Raw genomic sequence first — 20,452 nt, forward strand, 5'->3', positions numbered from 1 at the left:
AATAAACAATACCGTCACGAGAAACGAAGCAATGACTAAACTGAACAGAGGCTCTACAAGGCCGATCTGCCTATGTAGAGATTGCTTCGTACCTTGCAATGACGTGGTTGTTTTTGTGTTCTAAAACCACAGCGTCTTAGGTATATTTATTTAGTTGATCCGGATTTAATTGGTACACTTAATTCATGTTGCAGGGCTTCTATTGCATTTGCGAGGTAGGCCATTGGGGCATTCCAGTTAATGGTGACCTCATTGGCTGCATAAGCCCTGGTGTCGTCAATATAAGCTTCATCCGGCACCTTTGATGGTACTTTTATGCCATCCTGCATGCCCGGATTAGGGCCGCCTACCAATAAACCGGGTACAGGATCAATTATCCCATCGCTTGCCGAAGGGCGATGATGTGGATTCATTGGTGTTTTACTACCGTAACCGGTTACATAAGAATAACCGGTAGCATTCCGGCCTAAAATGTAATCAAGGTCCGCCAAAGCATTATTAAGGTATTTTTTATCATGCGATAATTTGTAGGCCTGCAACAGTAACACTCCTTCATTTGCCGCATCAGAATTACTGCCCCAGCCAAAATGTTTTGGAGATAGTGTCATCGATGTTTGATAGGCATTATCATCAACTCCATTAATTAAATCATCCGCAGTATTTAGCAACCTTTTTTTTATTTCGGGTAGATCGTTAATGGTTTTACCGTTTGCATTTTTTACAAGGGCATAATACCCCAATAATTTTACCTGCGCCCATGAAGGTACAGGCATCTTATCGTCAGGAAGCAGGTTTATATTTTTCAGATATGCAACATCATCTGTGGTAACAAACAACTCGGCTGCCGCCCAGATAAACTCATCAGTAAAATTATTATCACCATAGCCGCCTGTAGTTATAGCCGGGGTATACTTCTTATTTATTTCATCTTGCCGGTAAGCTATATTGGGATTGTTCTGAGCCCATAACCAGGCACTTTTGGCTGCTATAAGGCATGAATCGGCCAGGCCGGGCACCTGTTTAGGGAAACGGCTCATTATCCGGGAAGCCAGGGCCATAACCGCGGCAAAATCCAATGTTGCTGCCGTACCTTTTTGCACCACATAACGAGCTTCGGTACCTTTATCGGGCATTTCAAACTTATCGAAAGCGGCATTCGTTAATTTATGGTAAACACCTCCATCGTTGGGGTCTTGCATGGTGAGCATCCATCGTAAGTTCCATAAAACCTCGTTCAGTACATCGGGCAATCCGTTGCCACTTTCGGGAATATTAAGCTTTACCGAATTCATATGAACAGGAAAATCTTCATACAAAGAAAGCAAGGTACTTGTTGAGATGCCGCTGTTAACAATGTATTTATTATAATCACCGGCATCATACCAACCTCGGGGCGATGAGATAATTGTACCTGCGGGTCTTTTTTCGCTTGCTGCAGAAGGATGGATCAACACCTTATTATCCGGGTGACCTTCGGCCCTGTTCCATTTGCCCGCAAATTTCTCAGTCAATGGAGTTGAGGCCCGCATAAAGTAATAAGCCTTGATAACAGCATTGGCTACTTTTGCATGAACATCATTTTTTATCCAAAAAGAATAAGAAACAACACCATCAATATAGAGGCGGTATGCTCCAGGCTTTTTAAAATTACTAAAATCGGCTATGTAGGTTGTTTTTCCGGCAAATGAAGGTGATGCAGATGCCTTAAGCGTACCGCTGAACACGATGTGCTTATTTAAATTTACGATAGAAAAGTTCCCGACTCCAACCCTATTTAAAACAATCGCCTTTTTAATAGCATTAGGATAAAAACCAAGTTGATTTAATCTTATAGGATTGGATACCGTATCTTTTGTTTGAGCCAAAGCCATTTGGAAAACGAATATTGCCAAAACAAACAAGAGCCATTTTCCCGGCACAATTTTCTTATTATTTAAATTTATAGGCATGGTATTAAACACATTTATAGGTTTTTCAAGCATTATAATGGCTGCATAAATATAGGTGTACGTTTTACAATAAGTATAATACTATTATGGCTAATTAGCTTAAAAACATAATACAAAAAAAACATATTGCCATGTAAAAAAAAACGATTTAAACCTATATAAAACTTTAAAATCAAGACTCAGAAAAAACGGGCAAAAAAAATGACCTACCGATACCGGCAGGTCATTTCTTATATTGTATTGGGGATTAACGCGGAATTTATAACGAAAATATTTTGTAAGCCAAGGAAAGGCTGAAAACACTTACACGTGTGTGCGAGTACTCAGGTGATCCGTAACCGATTTTATTTAACCCTCCTTCGTATCTCAAATCGACAGAAAAGTCTTTAATATCTACACCTGCACCTACTTGAATACCGTAGTTTGCATCTTTATAATTTAATTTTACGGCATTTCCAGCAGCAGCGCTATAATTCTGGTCTTTATTTACAGCAAAAGACAAAACAGGTCCTCCATAGAAACGGCCTCCAAAACCAAAAGCTCCAATCTTGGTACCTACTAACAATGGAAGATCTACACTGGTAAATTTAGCTTTGTTAACATTCCCCAAATCATCTTTAACGTCGATATTTTTTGATGTGAGATATAACTCGGGCTGGAAATTTAAACCAAGTCCCCCCACCCTTGCCCATACCCCTGCAAGATAGCCGGCTTTGTTACTATTATCATATCTTCCATTTGATGGAAAGCTTGAGAAGTTTAATCCCCCTTTTGCACCAAAAGAGAAGCTTGGTATTACTTGTGCCGACGCCATGCCTATAGTTACTAGGCAAATAGTTAATGTAAGTAAGATTTTTTTTTTCATTTTCAAAGGATTATGTTTATTAAGGTAAAATATATTAAAACGGGTTAGATGATGCTAAAGATGAACAATTTAGATACCTGATAAATTAGGAATATCCGGTTTATAAGGCTTGCTTTTAAATACAAGGCTTTATAAACCGGATATCATGAAATTAATCTGCGTTAAAAGTAGAACTTTTTTGTAAATACTACAGCTTAACAGTTCTTTTTTAAAGTGTTAATTTACCCTGGTAATAATCCAATATTTTATTGTAGATGTAGCAATCATAACGGGCGTTGATGAGGTTAATTTTTGACCTATCGAGGTTATTTTTGGCAAGTACAAAATCATATGATGTTAAAACACCTGCGTTAAAGCGAATCTCGGCTATCCTGAATGATTCGCCGTAAGCTTTTACCTGGTCGGTAAGTACGCTATATCTCTCATAAGCCGAAGTCATGTTTAAATACGCCTGTTCAACATTTTGCTTTAAAACAATTTTGGTATTGTTTTCTACATACCTGGCTTCCTGCAGGTTTATCTTAGCTAACGCAACTTTATTGCGGTTTTGAAAGTAATTTAAAATTGGGATATGTAAACTTAAACTAACCTGTGTATTATAATTGTTTTTAAACTGATCATAATAGCCTATGTTTTGGTTGTTATAATTTGCCTGCCTGCTGTATACAGGTAGTTTAGAACCACCCGCACCATTTACAAACGCGCCGGTATTTACAGTAGTTGAATCAATAAAGGTTGCTTTTTGGGCCGCGCTTGAGTAGTTGGTGAAAATACCACCACCCAAAGTAAGCGTAGGCAACAAGGCTCCCAGGGCAACCTTAACACTTTTTTCGGCACTTTTGCTCCTTAACTCTGCGGCCTTAATGTATGCCAGTTGTTGTAAGGCGGCATCATACACCATGTCTGATGATGCATCAGTTTTACTTGATACATCCTGAACGGTCAGTGGCTCTAATTTAAGGTTTTTGTTATAAGGGATATTAAGCATTTGCATCAGGTTAAGCTTGGAAACTTCCAACGCGTTTTTTGCTGATACAAGGTTTAGTTGATTATCGCCGTATGTACCTTTAAGGTCATACAAATCTGATGGTAACTTGTTAGCTCCTTCTTTTTCCAATATATTCAGGCGTTCAACCTGTTTTTTTGATACATCCAGCTGGTTAGATACCTGGTTCAATAATTCTGCATTGTCCAGTACCAACAGGTAAGCGGTGATTACGTTGATGGTTACCTGGTCTTTAGCCTGCTGAAAATCCATCTTGCCCGCCTGGAAGGAAAGCGATGTTTGTTTAATGTTATTTAAATTTTGGAAACCGCTAAATAAAGTAAGGTTACCATTTAAACTGTAGTTACCATAAGTAAGTGATTGAGTAACATAGCTGTATGTATACGGGTTAAGGTTACGCCCGTTATTAATGCCATGATTAACATCGCCACTAATTGAGGGAAGCAAATACTCTTTGGCTTGTTTATAACCAATATTAAGCCGTTCCATTTGCAGCTCGCTTTTCTTTACATCAAGATTGTTTTTTATGGCGATGTCAACACATTGCCTGATGGAAAGAACAGAATCTGTTTGTGCCTGTGCATTTATTGCCTGCAGGGCTACCAAACTAAAAAATATAAATTTAAAATATCGCATTACTATATGATGATCAGAGTTGTTTTGAGGATTCTATTTTCCCGTCGAGCAGGTTAATGATGCGGGTACCGTATTCGGCATTTTTTTCAGAGTGTGTTACCTGGATAATTGTTACTTTATCCTCCTTGTTCAGCTTCCGAAACAACTCCATAATGTCTTCGCCTTGTTTAGAGTTAAGGTTACCGGTTGGCTCATCGGCCAGTAAAAGTTTTGGTTTGGTAATTAATGCACGCGCTATACCCACCAGCTGTTGTTGCCCGCCCGATAATTGCGCCGGGAAAAGATCTTTTTTACCTACGATGTTGAAACGATCAAGTATATCAGCAACCATGGCTTTACGTTCGGCACTTTTATAGTCCTGGTAAATTAGCGGTGTTTCGATGTTTTCATAAACAGTAAGTTCATCAATTAAATGGTAGGCCTGAAAAACAAAGCCGATATACTGCTTGTACAAAGCCGAGCGTTGTTTCTCCTTAAGCTGATGCACTGCATGGCCGGCAAAGTAATGAAAACCATCTGAAGGCTCATCAAGCATACCGATAACATTAAGTAAGGATGATTTACCCGAACCTGAAGGGCCCATTATCGAAATAAATTCGCCTTCATCAACCTCGAGGCTCAAGTCATTAAGCACATAATTTTTAAGTCCGCTTACCTGGTAGTATTTTGAAATATGCTGAAGTGATAACATGTTTAGTTAGTGAATTAGTAGATTGGTGAATTAGTGATTTGCATTTTAGTTAAAGCAATAATAGTGATCATTTTAATATTAAAGTATCAATAATATACCAAACTTTCAATACGTTGATTATTAACATATTATACAAAAACAGATAAGTAAAGACTGTTCGCTTACGTAACAGGGTGCGTACGTTTATGATACACCGCAGAGTAGAATCAAGAAGTTAGAATCAAGATACAAGATAAGTAAGTTCTGTAAAACAACACAGAAGTCGGGAACATAATGCAGCCCGACTTCTATCTTGATTCTTGACTCTTATTTCTTAACTCTTTCCCCTATTCGCTTCTCAAACTCTTAACCGGGTTACTCGTAGCTGCCCTGATGGCCTGGAAACTGATAGTGCCCAATGCTATCACGAGCGCCAGGATGCCGGCAATGGCAAATATCCACCAACTTTCGTCAATGCGATAGGCAAAACCTTTGAGCCAATAATAGTTCATGAAAATGCCAGCTAAGGGCGATGCTACCAGGAAGGATATGGCGACGAGTATAAGAAAGTCCTTAGATAGCAGGTTAACAATACCCGGCACTGTAGCCCCTAATACCTTACGGATCCCAATTTCTCGGGTGCGCTGTAGCGTACTGTATGATGCCAGGCCCAATAACCCAAGGCATGATATAAATATGGCCAGTACAGCAAAGTTTAAAAACAATTTGCCAAATCGCTGCTCGGCACGGTATTGCCTGTCAAAAAATTCATCTAAAAAGTAATAGCTGAACGGCCTGTTGGGGATAAAGGTTTTCCATTTACTTTCTATAGCCGCCAGCGTTGCAGGAGTGTTTTGCGAAGATATTTTTACCGAAATAAGACCCAGGTTTTTCAGTTCGATACGCATACTTAAAGGTTTTATAACCTCCTGTAACGAGCGGAAGTGGAAATCCTTCATCACCCCTACTATCTTACCTTCGCGTCCCCATTGTTTAAAGCGCCTGCCAACCGCCTGCTGCGGCGAACTATAACCAAATAGCTTAACGGCCGCCTCATTCAATAACATCGCCTGGGCGGTATCAGTTCCAAATCCTCTTGAAAATGCCCTGCCGGCTACCATTTTAATTTTAAACTGGTTCACATAATCCCAATCAACAAAGTATAGGTCGAGGTTGGCTATCTGGAGATCACCTTTTTTATTTTCAATTTCAGAATATGCACCCGGATTGCCGCCACCCGGTACACTTGATGAATTTGCTGTTGATTTTACGCTGGGTATTGTTGCAATAGCCTCTTTTAAGGCATTACCCGCAGGGTCGCCATTGGTATCCAGGATCAGCATCTGATCTTTGGTAAAACCAAGGTCGCGGTTTTGCATGAAACTCATTTGTGTATACACAATGATAGTGCCTATAATGAGCGCGATTGAAATGGTAAACTGGGCAATAACCAGCGTTTTGCGTAAGGCATTACCTTTAGTGCCACTGCTAAACCTGCCCTTTAATACGGAAACCGGTAAAAAAGCCGATAATACCAAGGCCGGATACAAACCTGCAATTAAGCCAATACCAACCGATGTGATAAATAATAGCGTTACATAATACCAATTTGAAAAAATACCAGCACTTATAGTTTTGCCAGCCAATTGGTTAAATAAAGGCAGAAATAATACCGACAACACAATGGTAAGTAAAAAAGCGATGAGACATAACACTACAGATTCACCGATGAACTGGCTGGCCAGCTGCGACCGTTCTGCACCTACTACTTTGCGGATACCTACTTCCTTTGCACGCTCAACAGAACGTGCTGTAGTAAGGTTTACAAAGTTAACACAGGCTATAAGCAATATAAAAATGGCCACAATACCAAATACATATACATTGGTTATACTGCCCGACTCCTGGCCATTTCGTTTGGAATACAGATACACCGTTTTCAATGGTTCTAACAGTAATTTAAAAAACATCTGCTGTTTCTTTTCTTCCGCACCATTCCTGCGCTCCAGGAAAGCCGGTAATTGGGCTTCAAGCGTTTTTGGATTTGTTCCCGGTTTTAAAAGCAGGTAGCTTGATGCGCCGAAATTGCCCCATTGATTATCGAGGCCCTTATTAAATTTTTGTGTGAGCGATACCATCGAGATCAGCATATCAGCTTTGATCTGCGAGTTTTCGGGTATATCCTTCATGATGCCGGTTACTTTGGCAGGGATCGCATCGCCTGTGATCAATACGGTTTGTCCCATAGGATCCGTATTACCAAAATATTTTTTTGCGGCCGACTCTGAAAACACGATGGTAGCTACCTCAGATAGTGCTGTTTTAGGATCGCCTTTTACCAGCTTAAAATCAAAAACCTTAAAAAAAGTGGAATCGGCAAAAGCAGAGCGCTCTTCCTGGAATTTAACATTCCCTTTTCGCACTAAAAAGCTACCTCCGCTTATGCGTACAAACGATTCGACCGCCGGAAAATCATTCTTGATATTTGGCGCAAAAGGCCAGGCTGTAACACCTGTATTGATGGTTTCTGTAGGCGTTTTAATATCGGTTACTAACCGGTATATTCTATCGGCCTTGCTATGCATATTATCATAACTTAACTCAAAACCTACATACATAAAAATAAAAAAACAGGCCGTTATCCCTATGGATAAGCCTGTTATATTAATAATAGAAAACGCCTTGTGTTTCCACAGGTTGCGCAAAGCGATCTTGAAATAGTTTTTTATCATGATATTAGTTCATTGGTTTGGTTGTTACACTGTAATTAGTCATTGCTACCTGCTAACTGAAAACTGCCAGCCGGCAACTCGCTATTCGCTCCTCAGGCTTTTCACCGGATTGGCAATCGCTGCCTTAATAGATTGAAAACTCACTGTTGCAAAAGCGATTATAACAGAGACGCCTCCGGCAAGGGCAAATACCCACCAATCGATATTGATGCGGTAAGCAAAATCCTGGAGCCATTTATTCATTGCAAAAAAAGCTATCGGCCAGGCTATTATATTGGCTATAAAAACCAGCTTAATAAAATGGCTGGAAAGCAATAACACAATGTTTTGAACAGATGCTCCTAATACTTTACGCACACCAATCTCTTTAATTCGTTTTTCGGCCGAGTAAGATGCCAGGCCAATTAAGCCCAGACATGATATTATAATAATGAGGCCAGCCAGGATACTTACCACGTTACTAACCTGGTTATCTACCCGGTAAACTTCGGCAAAATGATCATCTAAAAATTGGTATTCGAATGGGATATCTGGAAACGTACTTGTCCATGTGGATTTAATAAAGGCAAGCGCTTCCTGGGTTCTGCCACCATTTATTTTGACAGACATGGTACTAAAACCCCACTCCTGCTGACTAAACATAAACATTGTTTCAATTTTATAATGAAGCGAATTGAAATTAAAGTCTTTGGCTATACCCGTTATTCTACCTAAAGAATCGTACCCAAAACGTTGACCAATCAACGAGCTAACCGGCATGTTTTTATGATCCTTTAACAACTCCTTTGCTAAGGCCTCATTAATAATATATTCCCTACCGTTAGTTGTCTTTTCTTTAGAGAAGTTACTGCCCGCTACCATTTTCATCTTGTAGAAATTGACATAGTCATGGTCTACAATTAATTGAGTTGAGGTAAGGTCCCGTACCGGCGAGTCGTTCATCTTAAATCTTATCCCCGACTGATCTAAATGGCTACCCAATTGATCCTGTGACCCGGTAACGCCCTGTATCAACGAATTATTTAATAACTCATCTTTAATAAGCGCGTATTTTGCGGGCGTAACCATATTAAGCGGAACATTAACTACCTGGTCGCGGCTAAAACCTGGGTCCTTTTTTTGCATAAAGCGTAATTGCTTAATAACAAATATGGTAGCTATCATTAATACAATGGCGCTGGTAAACTGCCCCACTACGAGGATATTGCGAAGCGACCCCTTGTTTTTGCCAGTTTCCACACTGCCTTTTAATACTTTAACCGGTTGAAAAGAAGAAAGAAATAATGCAGGATAAATACCAGAAATTAAACCAATAAAAACAGTAGCAATGAAAACAGACGCTATAAGCCCCCAATTATTTGTCAACGGTAAACTGATGTCGCGCTGACTTAAGGTGTTTATATAAGGCAATACCAAAGAAACAAACACAGTAGCAAATACAAGTGCTATTAATGAAAGCAGCACGGTTTCGCCCAAAAACTGAATAGCCAATTGAAAACGCTGGGCTCCAATTGATTTTCGCACCCCTACTTCTTTAGCACGTTCTGCCGACCGTGCCGTAGATAAATTGATAAAATTTACACAAGCGATAGTCAGCACAATTAGTGCTATCATAGCAAAAAGATTAGTAAGCTTTTGATCAAACTTTTGGTAGTTTATATAATCCAGCCCTATATCAGCTGAGTTCGCATGAACATCTTTGAGTGATAGTAAAAACAGGTCATAAAACTTCCAGTTATCTTTATTCATGTACTTTTTTTGATAGGCCGGAAATTTCTTTTCGAGCGCTTTTACATTAGTGCCTGGCGCAAGTTCAAAATAAGTATTTAGCCAATTGCCCCCCCATGCATTAAACATCCATGGTTTCATGATGGTATTAAAAGAAAACAATGCATCAAACTGTAGCTGGGAATTTTTGGGGATGTTGGCCAATATCCCCGTTACAGCATAGCTTGTAGTATCATCGCCATAATGGGTAATGGTTTTGCCCATGGGGTCTTCCTTACCAAATATTTTTTGCGCGGCTTCCTGTGTCAGCAAAACGCTATGTGGTTTCAATAAAGCTGTTTTCCTATCTCCTTTTATCAGCTTAAATTCAAACATATCCATGAAGGTAGAATCAACAAAAAACACCTGCGGCGAAAACATCTTCTTTTGACCGTAAGTGATCTGAAACTTTTGCTGCCAGCGTACACGTGTGAAATTCTTTATTTCAGGAAATTCATTTTTAATCGACGGCCCCATCGGGAACATAGATAACGCGACTTTCTGAGAAGCGGTCATTCCCGGAAATTTCTGCACCTCGTTTAATCGGTAAATGTTTTTAGTATGTAGGCTGTCGAAGCTTTTTTCATAAAGAACAAAAAGCATAATAACTATGCAGGCGGCCATCCCTATGGAGAGGCCGATGATATTAATAGCCGAGAAAACCTTGTTCTTCCAGATATTTCTCCATGCTATTTTGAAATAGTTCTTTATCATTTTATTTTTTATTAATCAATTCGATATGCTGTCATAGCCATTTGTTCGTATCTATCATCAAGTACTTGCAGCCAGATTGAAAACTATTCACTCCTTAAACTTTTCACCGGATTTGCTATAGCCGCTTTAATAGCCTGAAAACTTATGGTTATTAATGTAATCACAATTGCTACTATAGCTGATATTATAAACACACCAGGGCCAACACTTATCCTGTATTCATACTTTTGCAGCCAGCCCTGCAAAAAGTATAAAGCAACGGGCGAGGCTATTACACAGCTGATGATCACCAGTAATACAAAGTCTTTCGATAGTAAAAACCAGAGCTGACTAACAGTAGCGCCCAATACCTTGCGCACGCCAATCTCTTTGGTACGTTGCTCTGCAATGTAAGCCGCTAACCCGAAAAGGCCGAGGCATGATATGAATATAGCCAGCAAGGCGAAAATACCCGATAGCTTACCAACTAACACTTCCTGCCCGAATTTTCGATTATAGTCGTCATCAACAAACCTGTAGGTATAGGGGTAAGCCGGATTATATTTAGCAAAAATCTTGTTAAGCTGGTCAATTGCCTGGTGAGGATTGATGTTTGACGATAAGCGATAAATAAGGTTATCCTGCGGAACGGGGCTATATAAAAACATGGTTGGATCGGCTTTGGCAAATGGCGAGAGCATGAGCGCGTCTTTTACAACACCAATGATCCTTAACTGCCTTCCACCATACTTTATCACTTTACTAATAGGATCTTTTAAGCGCAGGCGTTTTATGGCTGCCTGGTTAAATACCACGTTTTGAGTATCAGAAGCTACATTACCATAATTTCTTCCCGATTGCATTTGCATGCCCAAGGTTTTAAAATAGTCGTCGGATACCGTTATGGTACCCATTTCAACAGTTTTACCTCCCAATTTACCTGGCCAGTAGTCGATATTATTATGCAGCCAAATATCAGTTGCGGGGCTTGATGATTGTGTGATACTTTGCACTACGCCACTTTGAAGCAGGTCATTTTTAAGGGCATTGTAATTTTTCCCAAGGTCGGCGTTTGAATAAGTAGTAAGCAAACGACTTATATTGTAACCCGCTTCCCTGTTTTTGGCAAATTGAATCTGCCTGTAAATTACTACCGTACTGATAATTAAAGCGATAGAACAACTAAACTGCATTACCACCAAAATCTTCCGGGAATAGGTTGCCGAGCGACCGACCTTTATGGTTCCCTTCAACACCTTAACCGGGTTAAATGATGAAAGGTAAAATGCCGGTCTGCTGCCTGCCAGGAGTGCAGTAAGCAAAATAAATCCCATCATGATCAGCCAAAACGAGGTGCTTTTAAAAGGAATCCCGATGGTAGTACCTGTTAAGGCGTTAAACGGAGCTAATGCCAATTGTACAAACAGCAATGAGCATAAAAATGCTATAAATGTAATTAAAGCCGACTCGGTAAGAAACTGAAATATCAAGTTACTACGCTGAGAGCCGATGGCCTTGCGGATACCTACTTCACGCGCACGTTTTTCTGAGCGGGCTGTAGTAAGGTTGATAAAGTTTACGCAGGCTATCAGCAATACCAAAATGCCTATAATGCTGAAAATTCGCACGTATTCAATAAAGCCGCCACTCGCTATCCCATTTTTGTAATCGCCATATAAATGCCAGTCTTTCATTGGCTGCGTAATCACCTCGGAGTTTTTGGCATTGATGTTATCTTCGCCCTTCTCCATGTTTTTAATTTTAGGAGCGAGTTGGGCGTAAGTGATCCCGGGCTTTAGCTTTACAAATATGTTAAATCCATTATTCCCAAAGCTATCATGGGCACCTTTCATATACGGATTAGTTTGTTCAAGCAAGCTAAAAGGAATAAGGTACTTAAATTGCAATGATGAGTTTAACGGAACATCATCAACCACACCTGTTACTTTTAAGTTAAAAGCATTGTCAACTTTTACTACCCTGTTTATTACGTTGATATCCCCAAATAAAGCAATTGCTGTAGCCTTTGTAAGCACAATGGAATAAGCATCCTTTAATGCCGAACCCGCATTTCCCTGTAGCATACGATAAGGAAAAACCTTTAAAAAATCGCTGCCAACCCGAGGGCCATCCAAGAAAAGTTTTTTATCACCTACCAATAACCCATGCGAGCCAATGCCATCTGTTGGTACAACATATTCAACCTCGGGATAGTTGGTTTTTAATGCGTCGGCCAATTTAAGTGAGGTTGAACTGAACGTTAAAGTTTCGCCATTGCTGTTAAAATTGCGGCGCACCTGATAGGCCTGCTCGTAACCGGGCAAAAACTTATCGTATGAGTATTCATTATTAACCCATAACGCAATCAGCAATGCCACAGCCATCCCGGCTGCCAACCCCAATATATTTATTGCGCTGTAAACCTTGCTGTTAACGATGTTTCGCCAGGCGATTTTTAGATAATTCTTTATCATCTCATTTAATCATTTCGTTTCACTTCATTAATGCGTTGAGCTTTCTACCCTACCTTTCGCCTTTAACCTTCTTACTACTCGCTCCTCAAACTCTTAACCGGGTTAGCCAGCGATGCCATTACAGACCGGTAACCAACCGTTATGCTAGCGATAATAAATGTTAACAATATAGATTCCAGGAAAATAACCGGGCCAATGGTTATGCGGTATTGAAAATCTTTCAAATAATTATGCATGGCCCACCAGGCCAGCGGCGCAGCTATAACGAAAGCGATCAATAACAAAAAGGTAAACTCCTTTCCAAACAACCAAAGGATATTCTTTATTTCGGCACCAAGCACTTTGCGTACACCAATCTCTTTTGTTTTGCGCACGGCCATAAATGATACTAATCCATATAAACCCAAACAGCCTATAACAATGGCAATACCTGCAAAAGCTTCAATCAGTGTAAGTAAGATATTATCCATTTCATAAAACTTCTTAATGCTATCATCCAAAAACTGGTATGAGTAAAAATCTTCGGGGAAGGTTTGGTTCCAGATCTTTTCGAACGATGCCAGCGAGGTTTTGGCATTACGCATATTTATTTTGATAGCCACAGTTGAGTAGTTATTAAAATTGGGCATAATGCATATCGGCGAAATTTCGGTATGGAATGAATAATTATAAAAATCTTTAACCACTCCTACAATAGGTGCCTTGGTAGATTTACCGTTTATGGCCAGTACCTTACCAATAACATCTTGTGGTTTTAAATTTAGTTTTTTAACAAAGGTTTCATTTACCACAAACTCCCGTGTTGTATCTGCAGGGAAGAAATTACGACCTGCAACCAATTTTAAACCGAATGTCGACAGGTAATTTTCATCAGCTGTTTTGATATTTATGCCCCAGTGTTCATCTTCTGCACGATGATCATAGTTAACACCTGTGGTATTATTTGATTGTGATGCCGGCGGACGAAAGCAATAAGAAACCTTTTCTACACCCTGAACTTCGTTCAGCCTGTTTTTCATGGTGCTTAATTTCACTTTATCGTTTGATGGAACAGGTAATAAAACAATTCCGTCTTTCTTGAAACCAAGATCGGCAGTTTGCGAATAGTGAAGTTGCGATACAATAATGATGGTACCAATAATTAAGACCTGCGAAATAGCAAACTGTGTTACTACCAAAACGCGGCGTAATGAAAAGCCCCCAATATGTTCTTGTGATAGCTTGCTTTTAAGCGCCATAATGGGTTGAAACCTGGCCAATACCAAACCCGGGTATGAACCGGAAAGGAAAACCACTGCGATACCTATTAAAATGATAAAAACAGATAGATCAGCGAGATTAAACTGCATCTCTGACTGGAACAGATGATTTATTGCGGGTAAAGCGACATAGGATATTCCTACTGCTAAAACTACAGCTACAACTGTTATTAAAGCAGTTTCGGCAATAAATTGCCAAAAAAGCTGGTAAGGTAAGCTCCCCATTACCTTGCGGATGCCAACTTCTTTTGAGCGGTTAAGCGCTTGTGCTGTTGCCAGGTTTACAAAGTTTACGCACGCAGTAATTATCAGGAATATACCTATAAAAAACAGCGCCCATAAATACTTTTTATCGGCATAGCCGTCAAGCTCGGCATTAAAGTGTATATCGTTAAGGGGCTGAAGTTTAAAGAACCACACTTTCAAGTCGCGGCCTGTGTAATGTTTTTTTACAATTTCCGCCAAAGCTTTCTCAGCCTGCGCTTTGGATACGCCCTTTTTTAGTTTTGTAAATGCCTCGCTGCCGCTGTATACCCCACCCCAATTTTCTTCCCGGCGCTTATCGGTGTACTCATTCATGTTACCATATGATAGATAGATCTGCTGCCTGCGGTCGGTATTGTTGGGCAGGTCCTTTAAAATGCCTGTAATGGTAAAGTTTACTTTATTATCCAGGCGGATCACCTTACCTATAGCATTATCACTCCCAAAGTATTTATGTGCTATTTTTTCGGTAACTATCGCTTCGCCGGGGGCTACCAATACCGTTTTTTTGTCGCCTTTTAATAAAGGAAAATTCAATATATCAAAGTACGGGGTTTCGGCAAAAGCCACGCCGTCCTCTTCCTGGAACTTTTTAACCTCGTTGCCTTTGGTTATGGTAATTAAAGGGTTATGAAAATTTATTACCCTTGCTGTTTTTTCGCCCAGCGTAAAATCACTCCTGAAAGTTTTCCCTAAGGGTTGCGGTACTCCGTTTGATTTGCCGACACCATCATCATGCCACTCGGTATACAAGCGAAAAACCCTGTCCTGATCTTTATGGAAAGTATCAAAGCTGAGGTGATAGGTTATCAGCGTAAAAATTAAAATACCGCAGGCAATACCCAGTGCCAGGCCAATAACACTGATGGCCGCGTAAGCTTTGTTACGCTTTAAATTTCTCCAGGCAATTTTTATATAGTTCTTTATCATGTTTTTCGTTCAATTAGTAATTAGTTTATTGGTGTTTTACTTTGCTCCTGTTATTATTCTTGATTCTTGACTCTTATTTCTTGACTTTCCTCCTTATTCACTCCTCAAACTCTTAACCGGGTTAGTCAACGCCGCTTTTATAGCCTGGAAACTTATTGTTATAAGGGTGATCATAATAGCCACCAATCCCGAAAGCATAAATACACCAGGACCGATGGTAATGCGATATTCATATTTCTGCAACCAGCTTTGTAAAAAATATAGCGCTACCGGCGATGCTATTACACAACTGATGATGACAAGCAGGATAAAATCTTTTGATAATAGCAGCCAAACCTGGGATATAGAAGCACCCAATACCTTGCGGATACCGATCTCCTTGGTGCGCTGCTCGGCTACATAGGCAGCCAAACCAAAAAGCCCCAGGCACGATATAAATATAGCTAAGCCGGCAAACACACCCGCCAGTTTACCTACCAATACTTCAAGGTTAAATTTGTGGTTGTATTCATCATCAACAAATTGGTAAATAAATGGATAGGCCGGATTATAAGTATCAAATATTTTATTGATCTTTTTTATGGCGTCCTGGGTGTTTACATTTGGCGATAACCTGTACATGATGTTATTGCCGCCCCTCCCATGATTAAAAATTGCAGGCGCAACCGGTGTAAACGGCGATTCCATAAGGGCGTCTTTTACTACACCGATGATGCGTACAGGGCCTTTACTGCCATTCCACATCACAAGCTGGTTTATTGGATTTTTAAGGCCAATTCGTTTTACGGCAGCCTCGTTAAGAATAACGCTGGTTGTATCATCGCTCCATTTGGCAGAAAAATCATGACCTTCTTTTAAGGTCATACCCAAGGTTTTAAAATAGTTATCAGATACAGAAATGGCCCCCACATTAACAGCTTCTTCATCGGCGGCCTTACCGGGCCATTTATCAAGCGACATGTGGCTGTAAATATTAGTAACAGGGCTTGATGCTGACGCTACACTTTCAACCACGCCGCTACTCATTAATTCGTTTTTAAGGGCTCCATAATTGGTCTCGAGGTCGCCGCTCATATCAGTCATCATCAGGCGTTCAGCGCTATATCCGGTTGGCCGGTTTTTGGCGTACTGAATTTGCTGATACACAATTACAGTGCTGATTATTAAAGCTATTGAGCAGCTAAACTGAAGTACAACCAGTACCTTACGTGGTAATGATGCCGCTTTACCTATTTTGACACTGCCCTTTAAAACCTGTACAGGATTAAATGACGACAGATAAAACGCCGGCCTGCTACCCGCTAATAAACCGGTTAACAGTACATATAATAACATACCGATCCAGAATAAAGGATTTGCAAAAGGTATGGCTATTGAGCTACCTATTACGGTATTAAATGAAGGCAAAGCCAGTTGCACAAAAACTATCGAAAATAAAAATGCGATAAAGGTGATCAGAATAGATTCGGCCAGGAACTGGATAATAAGATCTTTACGTTGTGAGCCGATAGCCTTACGTACACCTACCTCGCGCGCCCGTTTTTCTGACCGTGCTGTAGAAAGGTTCATGAAATTAATACAGGCAATCAGCAATACCAATATGCCAATAATGCAGAACATGCGTACATAATCAATAAAACCACCAACCGGTTTACCCATCTTAAAGTCGGAATATAGATGCCAGTCTTTCATTGCATGCAATATCACCTCCGGTTTTGCGGGCCGCATTTGCACACTGTGTTGGTAAACTATATTTTTTATTTTAGGAGCTATTTGTTCGGCGGTTACACCAGGCTGTAACTCTACGTACATGTTGAACGAGTTATTTGTCCAGGTAGTTCGGGCGTTCTTCATCCAGCCCTCTGTTTGCTCCTTAAAACTAAAAGGTGTCAAAAAACTAAATTGCCGGGTAGCATTTTTAGGAATATCTTTTATAACGCCGGTAACTTTCAGGTTTTGCTTATTATCCAAACGAATAAATTTATTGATGGGGTCGGCATTACCAAACAACGCTTTGGCGGTTGCTTCATCCAGGATAATAGAATAAGGATCTTTAAAAGCATCCTTAGCACTTCCCTTTACAAATGGATACTGAAATATCTTTAAAAAATCAGGATGTGCTGCCCCTCCACCAAGGTACAGTTTTTTGGTGCCCACCAGCAGATCATGATATTGCCAGCCAACCCAATCCGTTTCGGCAACATATTTAATGCCTAACACTTCCTTACGCAGCACATCAGCAAGTGGAATAGCTAAAGCCGCTTGGGTGTGCTCTTCGCGCTGAGTAGTAAAATGTAGCTGCACCTGGTATAACTGCTTATAATTGGGCAAAAACTTATCGTACGAAAACTCGTTGATCACCCATAGGCCTATAATAAGGGCCACAGCCATACCAGCTGCCAAACCCAGAATATTGATAGCGCTATAAACCTTATTGTTTAAAATATTACGCCAGGCTATTTTCAAATAATTCTTTATCATCTCATTTCACCGTTATTAGAGCTTTTGTTTTATTCTTCTCTCTTTATGCTTTCTGCCAACTGAAAACTGCCAACTGTCTACTCGCTTCTCAAACTTTTTACCGGGTTGCTTAACGCTGCTTTTATGGCCTGGAAACTTACTGTTGCCAGCGCTATCAGCATGGCCAATACTCCTGCAATTGCAAATACCCACCAATGCATAGTTATGCGGTACTGGTAATTTTGCAGCCATTTGGCAATAGCCCACCAGGCTACCGGAAACGCTATCAGGCATGAAATACCTACCAGCTTTAAAAAGTCTTTTGATAACAAAGCCGTTAAACCAACTACAGATGCACCCAGCACCTTGCGAATCCCTATTTCCTTTATCCTGCGCTCAGCGGTATAAGCGGCAAGACCAAATAAACCTAAACAGGAAATAACTATGGCAAGCGATGCAAAAACACCCGCCAGTTTACCGGTTAGTGTTTCGGTTATAAACAGCTGGTTAAAATCCTCATCAACAAACTTGTATTCAAAGGGATAGCCGGGATTGTTTTCTTTTAAAATATTTCCTGTTTTGGTTAACGCATCTTTAAGGTTTGCACCTGCCTTTAACCTGATACTTAAAACCCTTGTACCTTCAGGGTGATTATACAACAACAGCGGGGCGCCAGATACATACATATCGTTGTACAAAAAATCTTTAATGATGCCGGTTATCGTAAGTGTTTTGTTACTTCCTTCCCTTATTATCCCTCCTACATGACCCTCTTTTCCCATTTGCCTGGCAAATGCTTCATTGATGATCACATTATTACTATCAAGTTTTGGATCGGTATAAAAATCCCTGCCTGATGTAAGCTTCATATTCATGGTTTTCACAAACTGTGCGCTAACATTTTCCCAGGTAATCAATGGATTTTTTGACGCATCCTTACCTTTCCATGAATAGTTATCCGTATTATTCCATATCTGCACTACAGGGTATTCACTTAGGGACGCTTCCTCAACTAATCCGGATTGTTTTAAATCATTGTATATCCCGGCAAAATGCTCCGTTAATTTCCCCTGTGCATTAATATAGATCAGGTTACTTTTATTATAGCCCAGCGCCCTGTTTTTTACGTGCTGAATTTGCTGGTAAATCATTACCGTTCCTATAATGAGTATAATAGAAGCAGAAAACTGCGTAATAACCAGGCCCTGCCTGATGAAACCGGCACCAGCACCAGATTTTAGTTGGATGCCCTTTAAAACAGTTATCGGATTAAATGATGATAGATAAAACGCGGGATAACTGCCGGCCAGCAGACCGGTAACAGCCCCTATTGTAACGAGGTAAATTAAATGTGATGACTCAAAAATATGGATAGCAAGCTCTTTTTGTACCAGGTAATTAAATAATGGTAACGTAACATAGATAAAGCCAACCGCTACAATCACGGCTATGAATGCCATGATAACTGCCTCGCCTATAAACCGGCCTATCAACTTACCTTTACCCGCCCCCATTACTTTACGCACACCTACCTCTTTAGCACGTTTCTCCGACTGAGCGGTAGACAGGTTCATGAAGTTGATGCAAGCGATAATTAAAATGATAAAAGCTATGGCTGCAAAAAGACGCACATATTCAATACGACCGCCATCCATTTTACCATTGGTGAAATTGTCATACAGATTCCAATCATTCATGGCAAAAAGAAACGAAGGCGTTTTATTTTCCTTTTTTTTGGTGCCGAGATAAGTAGATAGCTTTTTGTTAACCGCATTAACATCTGCTGATGGTTCCAACTCCACATAGGTACGGGCCCAGTTGGCGCCCCAATCCTGCATCCAGGGCATTTTATGCTCGATATTTGTTAATGGAACCAGCCAATGAAATTGCAGGGTGGAGTTTTTTGGCAGATCCTTAAATACCCCTGTTACTGTAAAATCCTGCTCATTGTTCATCCTGAGTGTTTTTCCCACAGGATCTGTATTACCGAAAAACTTTTTAGCCATGGTTTCGCTAACCACAACCGAATGTATTTGTTGTAGTGCATTTTCGCTTTTTCCATATATAAAAGGTAAAGTGAGCATTGGCAATATTTCCGCATCGGCATAACTACCGGGCTCATTAATTACCTTATCGCCAAGTGAAAATAACTGATTATCACTACCTGCTGTACGAGCCGCGTTTTTTATACCGGGAATATCTGCCTTTAAAGCCTTGGCCATAGGACCCGGTGTAGCGCGAAAGGTAGATATTTTGCCATTATAGGTCTGGTTTTCAAATATGGTGTACAGGTTGTTCCGCTTCTCAAAATTATGATTAAAGGTTAGTTCATCCTGCACCCACAAAAATATCATAGACGCGCAAGCAATGCCTATAGCTAAACCAGCGATATTTATACTTGAATAGGCCTTTTGCCGCACAATATTTCGACAGGCAATTTTGATATAATTTTTGACCATATTATCTGCAGATTTTGACACATAGTTTAAAACATATACCAAAACAACAAACATCTAATAATCAATGCATTAACATAAGTTAACAATACAAATGTGTGCGTAAGTGTAACAGTGAGTGTACGGTAATGATACAACCGTGAAAGGTGAAAGGTGAAAGGTGAAAGGTGAAAGGTGAAAGGTGAAAGGTGAAAGGTGAAAGGTGAAAGGTGAAAGGTGAAAGGTGAAAGGTGAAAGGTGAAAGGTGAAAGGTGAATCAACCAGGCAAAAACTTTTCACCCTTTACCTTTC

At 40.2% G+C, this 20,452-nt stretch carries 10 protein-coding genes; all 10 read right to left on the bottom strand.

Annotation, left to right across the window (positions count from 1 at the left end):
- Positions 1-146: 146 nt before the first annotated feature.
- The 10 genes from Q0R88_RS05160 to Q0R88_RS05205 all read right to left on the bottom strand — a co-directional run bounded on the left by Q0R88_RS05160 (position 147) and on the right by Q0R88_RS05205 (position 20,164).
- On the bottom strand, positions 147-1,949 hold the full coding sequence (locus Q0R88_RS05160; RefSeq protein ID WP_295713197.1) for a glycoside hydrolase family 9 protein: 1,803 nt from the start codon (positions 1,947-1,949) through the stop codon (positions 147-149).
- A 259-nt stretch (positions 1,950-2,208) separates the two neighbouring features.
- Positions 2,209-2,814, bottom strand: coding sequence for a porin family protein (locus tag Q0R88_RS05165; RefSeq protein WP_295713199.1), 606 nt, complete (start codon positions 2,812-2,814; stop codon positions 2,209-2,211).
- A gap of 208 nt (positions 2,815-3,022) precedes the next feature.
- Entirely contained in the window at positions 3,023-4,456 is a 1,434-nt protein-coding gene (locus Q0R88_RS05170) for a TolC family protein (protein WP_295713201.1), read from the bottom strand.
- Positions 4,457-4,469: 13 nt separating this feature from the next.
- Complete coding sequence (locus tag Q0R88_RS05175) at positions 4,470-5,147, bottom strand: ABC transporter ATP-binding protein (RefSeq protein ID WP_295713207.1); 678 nt, start codon at positions 5,145-5,147, stop codon at positions 4,470-4,472.
- 326 nt (positions 5,148-5,473) lie between these two features.
- A complete protein-coding gene (locus Q0R88_RS05180) occupies positions 5,474-7,858 on the bottom strand; it encodes an ABC transporter permease (RefSeq protein ID WP_295713216.1) in 2,385 nt (794 codons plus the stop codon).
- A gap of 81 nt (positions 7,859-7,939) precedes the next feature.
- Positions 7,940-10,339: an ABC transporter permease gene (locus tag Q0R88_RS05185; RefSeq protein ID WP_295713219.1), complete on the bottom strand. Its 2,400-nt coding sequence runs from the start codon at positions 10,337-10,339 to the stop codon at positions 7,940-7,942.
- Between the two features lie 83 nt (positions 10,340-10,422).
- Positions 10,423-12,792, bottom strand: a complete 2,370-nt coding sequence (locus tag Q0R88_RS05190) for an ABC transporter permease (protein ID WP_295713220.1) — start codon at positions 12,790-12,792, stop codon at positions 10,423-10,425.
- Between the two features lie 74 nt (positions 12,793-12,866).
- A complete protein-coding gene (locus Q0R88_RS05195; protein WP_295713222.1) occupies positions 12,867-15,245 on the bottom strand; it encodes an ABC transporter permease in 2,379 nt (792 codons plus the stop codon).
- 93 nt (positions 15,246-15,338) lie between these two features.
- On the bottom strand, positions 15,339-17,726 hold the full coding sequence (locus Q0R88_RS05200) for an ABC transporter permease (protein WP_295713224.1): 2,388 nt from the start codon (positions 17,724-17,726) through the stop codon (positions 15,339-15,341).
- A gap of 77 nt (positions 17,727-17,803) precedes the next feature.
- Positions 17,804-20,164 (bottom strand): ABC transporter permease, encoded by a 2,361-nt coding sequence (locus tag Q0R88_RS05205; RefSeq protein ID WP_295713226.1) that lies wholly within the window; start codon positions 20,162-20,164, stop codon positions 17,804-17,806.
- Between the last annotated feature and the right edge of the window lie 288 nt (positions 20,165-20,452).

It is taken from the genome of Mucilaginibacter sp. (assembly GCF_025362475.1).
Taxonomy (GTDB): Bacteria; Bacteroidota; Bacteroidia; order Sphingobacteriales; family Sphingobacteriaceae; genus Mucilaginibacter.

What these genes read in the sequence shown, in the direction of transcription:
- Q0R88_RS05165 (WP_295713199.1), bottom strand. Translation starts at nt 2,814, where the DNA reads ATGAAAAAAAAAATCTTACTTACATTAACTATTTGCCTAGTAACTATA.
- Q0R88_RS05195 (WP_295713222.1), bottom strand. Translation starts at nt 15,245, where the DNA reads ATGATAAAGAACTATATAAAAATTGCCTGGAGAAATTTAAAGCGTAAC.
- Q0R88_RS05185 (WP_295713219.1), bottom strand. Translation starts at nt 10,339, where the DNA reads ATGATAAAGAACTATTTCAAAATAGCATGGAGAAATATCTGGAAGAAC.
- Q0R88_RS05200 (WP_295713224.1), bottom strand. Translation starts at nt 17,726, where the DNA reads ATGATAAAGAATTATTTGAAAATAGCCTGGCGTAATATTTTAAACAAT.
- Q0R88_RS05205 (WP_295713226.1), bottom strand. Translation starts at nt 20,164, where the DNA reads ATGGTCAAAAATTATATCAAAATTGCCTGTCGAAATATTGTGCGGCAA.
- Q0R88_RS05175 (WP_295713207.1), bottom strand. Translation starts at nt 5,147, where the DNA reads ATGTTATCACTTCAGCATATTTCAAAATACTACCAGGTAAGCGGACTT.
- Q0R88_RS05180 (WP_295713216.1), bottom strand. Translation starts at nt 7,858, where the DNA reads ATGATAAAAAACTATTTCAAGATCGCTTTGCGCAACCTGTGGAAACAC.
- Q0R88_RS05170 (WP_295713201.1), bottom strand. Translation starts at nt 4,456, where the DNA reads ATGCGATATTTTAAATTTATATTTTTTAGTTTGGTAGCCCTGCAGGCA.
- Q0R88_RS05160 (WP_295713197.1), bottom strand. Translation starts at nt 1,949, where the DNA reads ATGCCTATAAATTTAAATAATAAGAAAATTGTGCCGGGAAAATGGCTC.
- Q0R88_RS05190 (WP_295713220.1), bottom strand. Translation starts at nt 12,792, where the DNA reads ATGATAAAGAATTATCTAAAAATCGCCTGGCGAAACATCGTTAACAGC.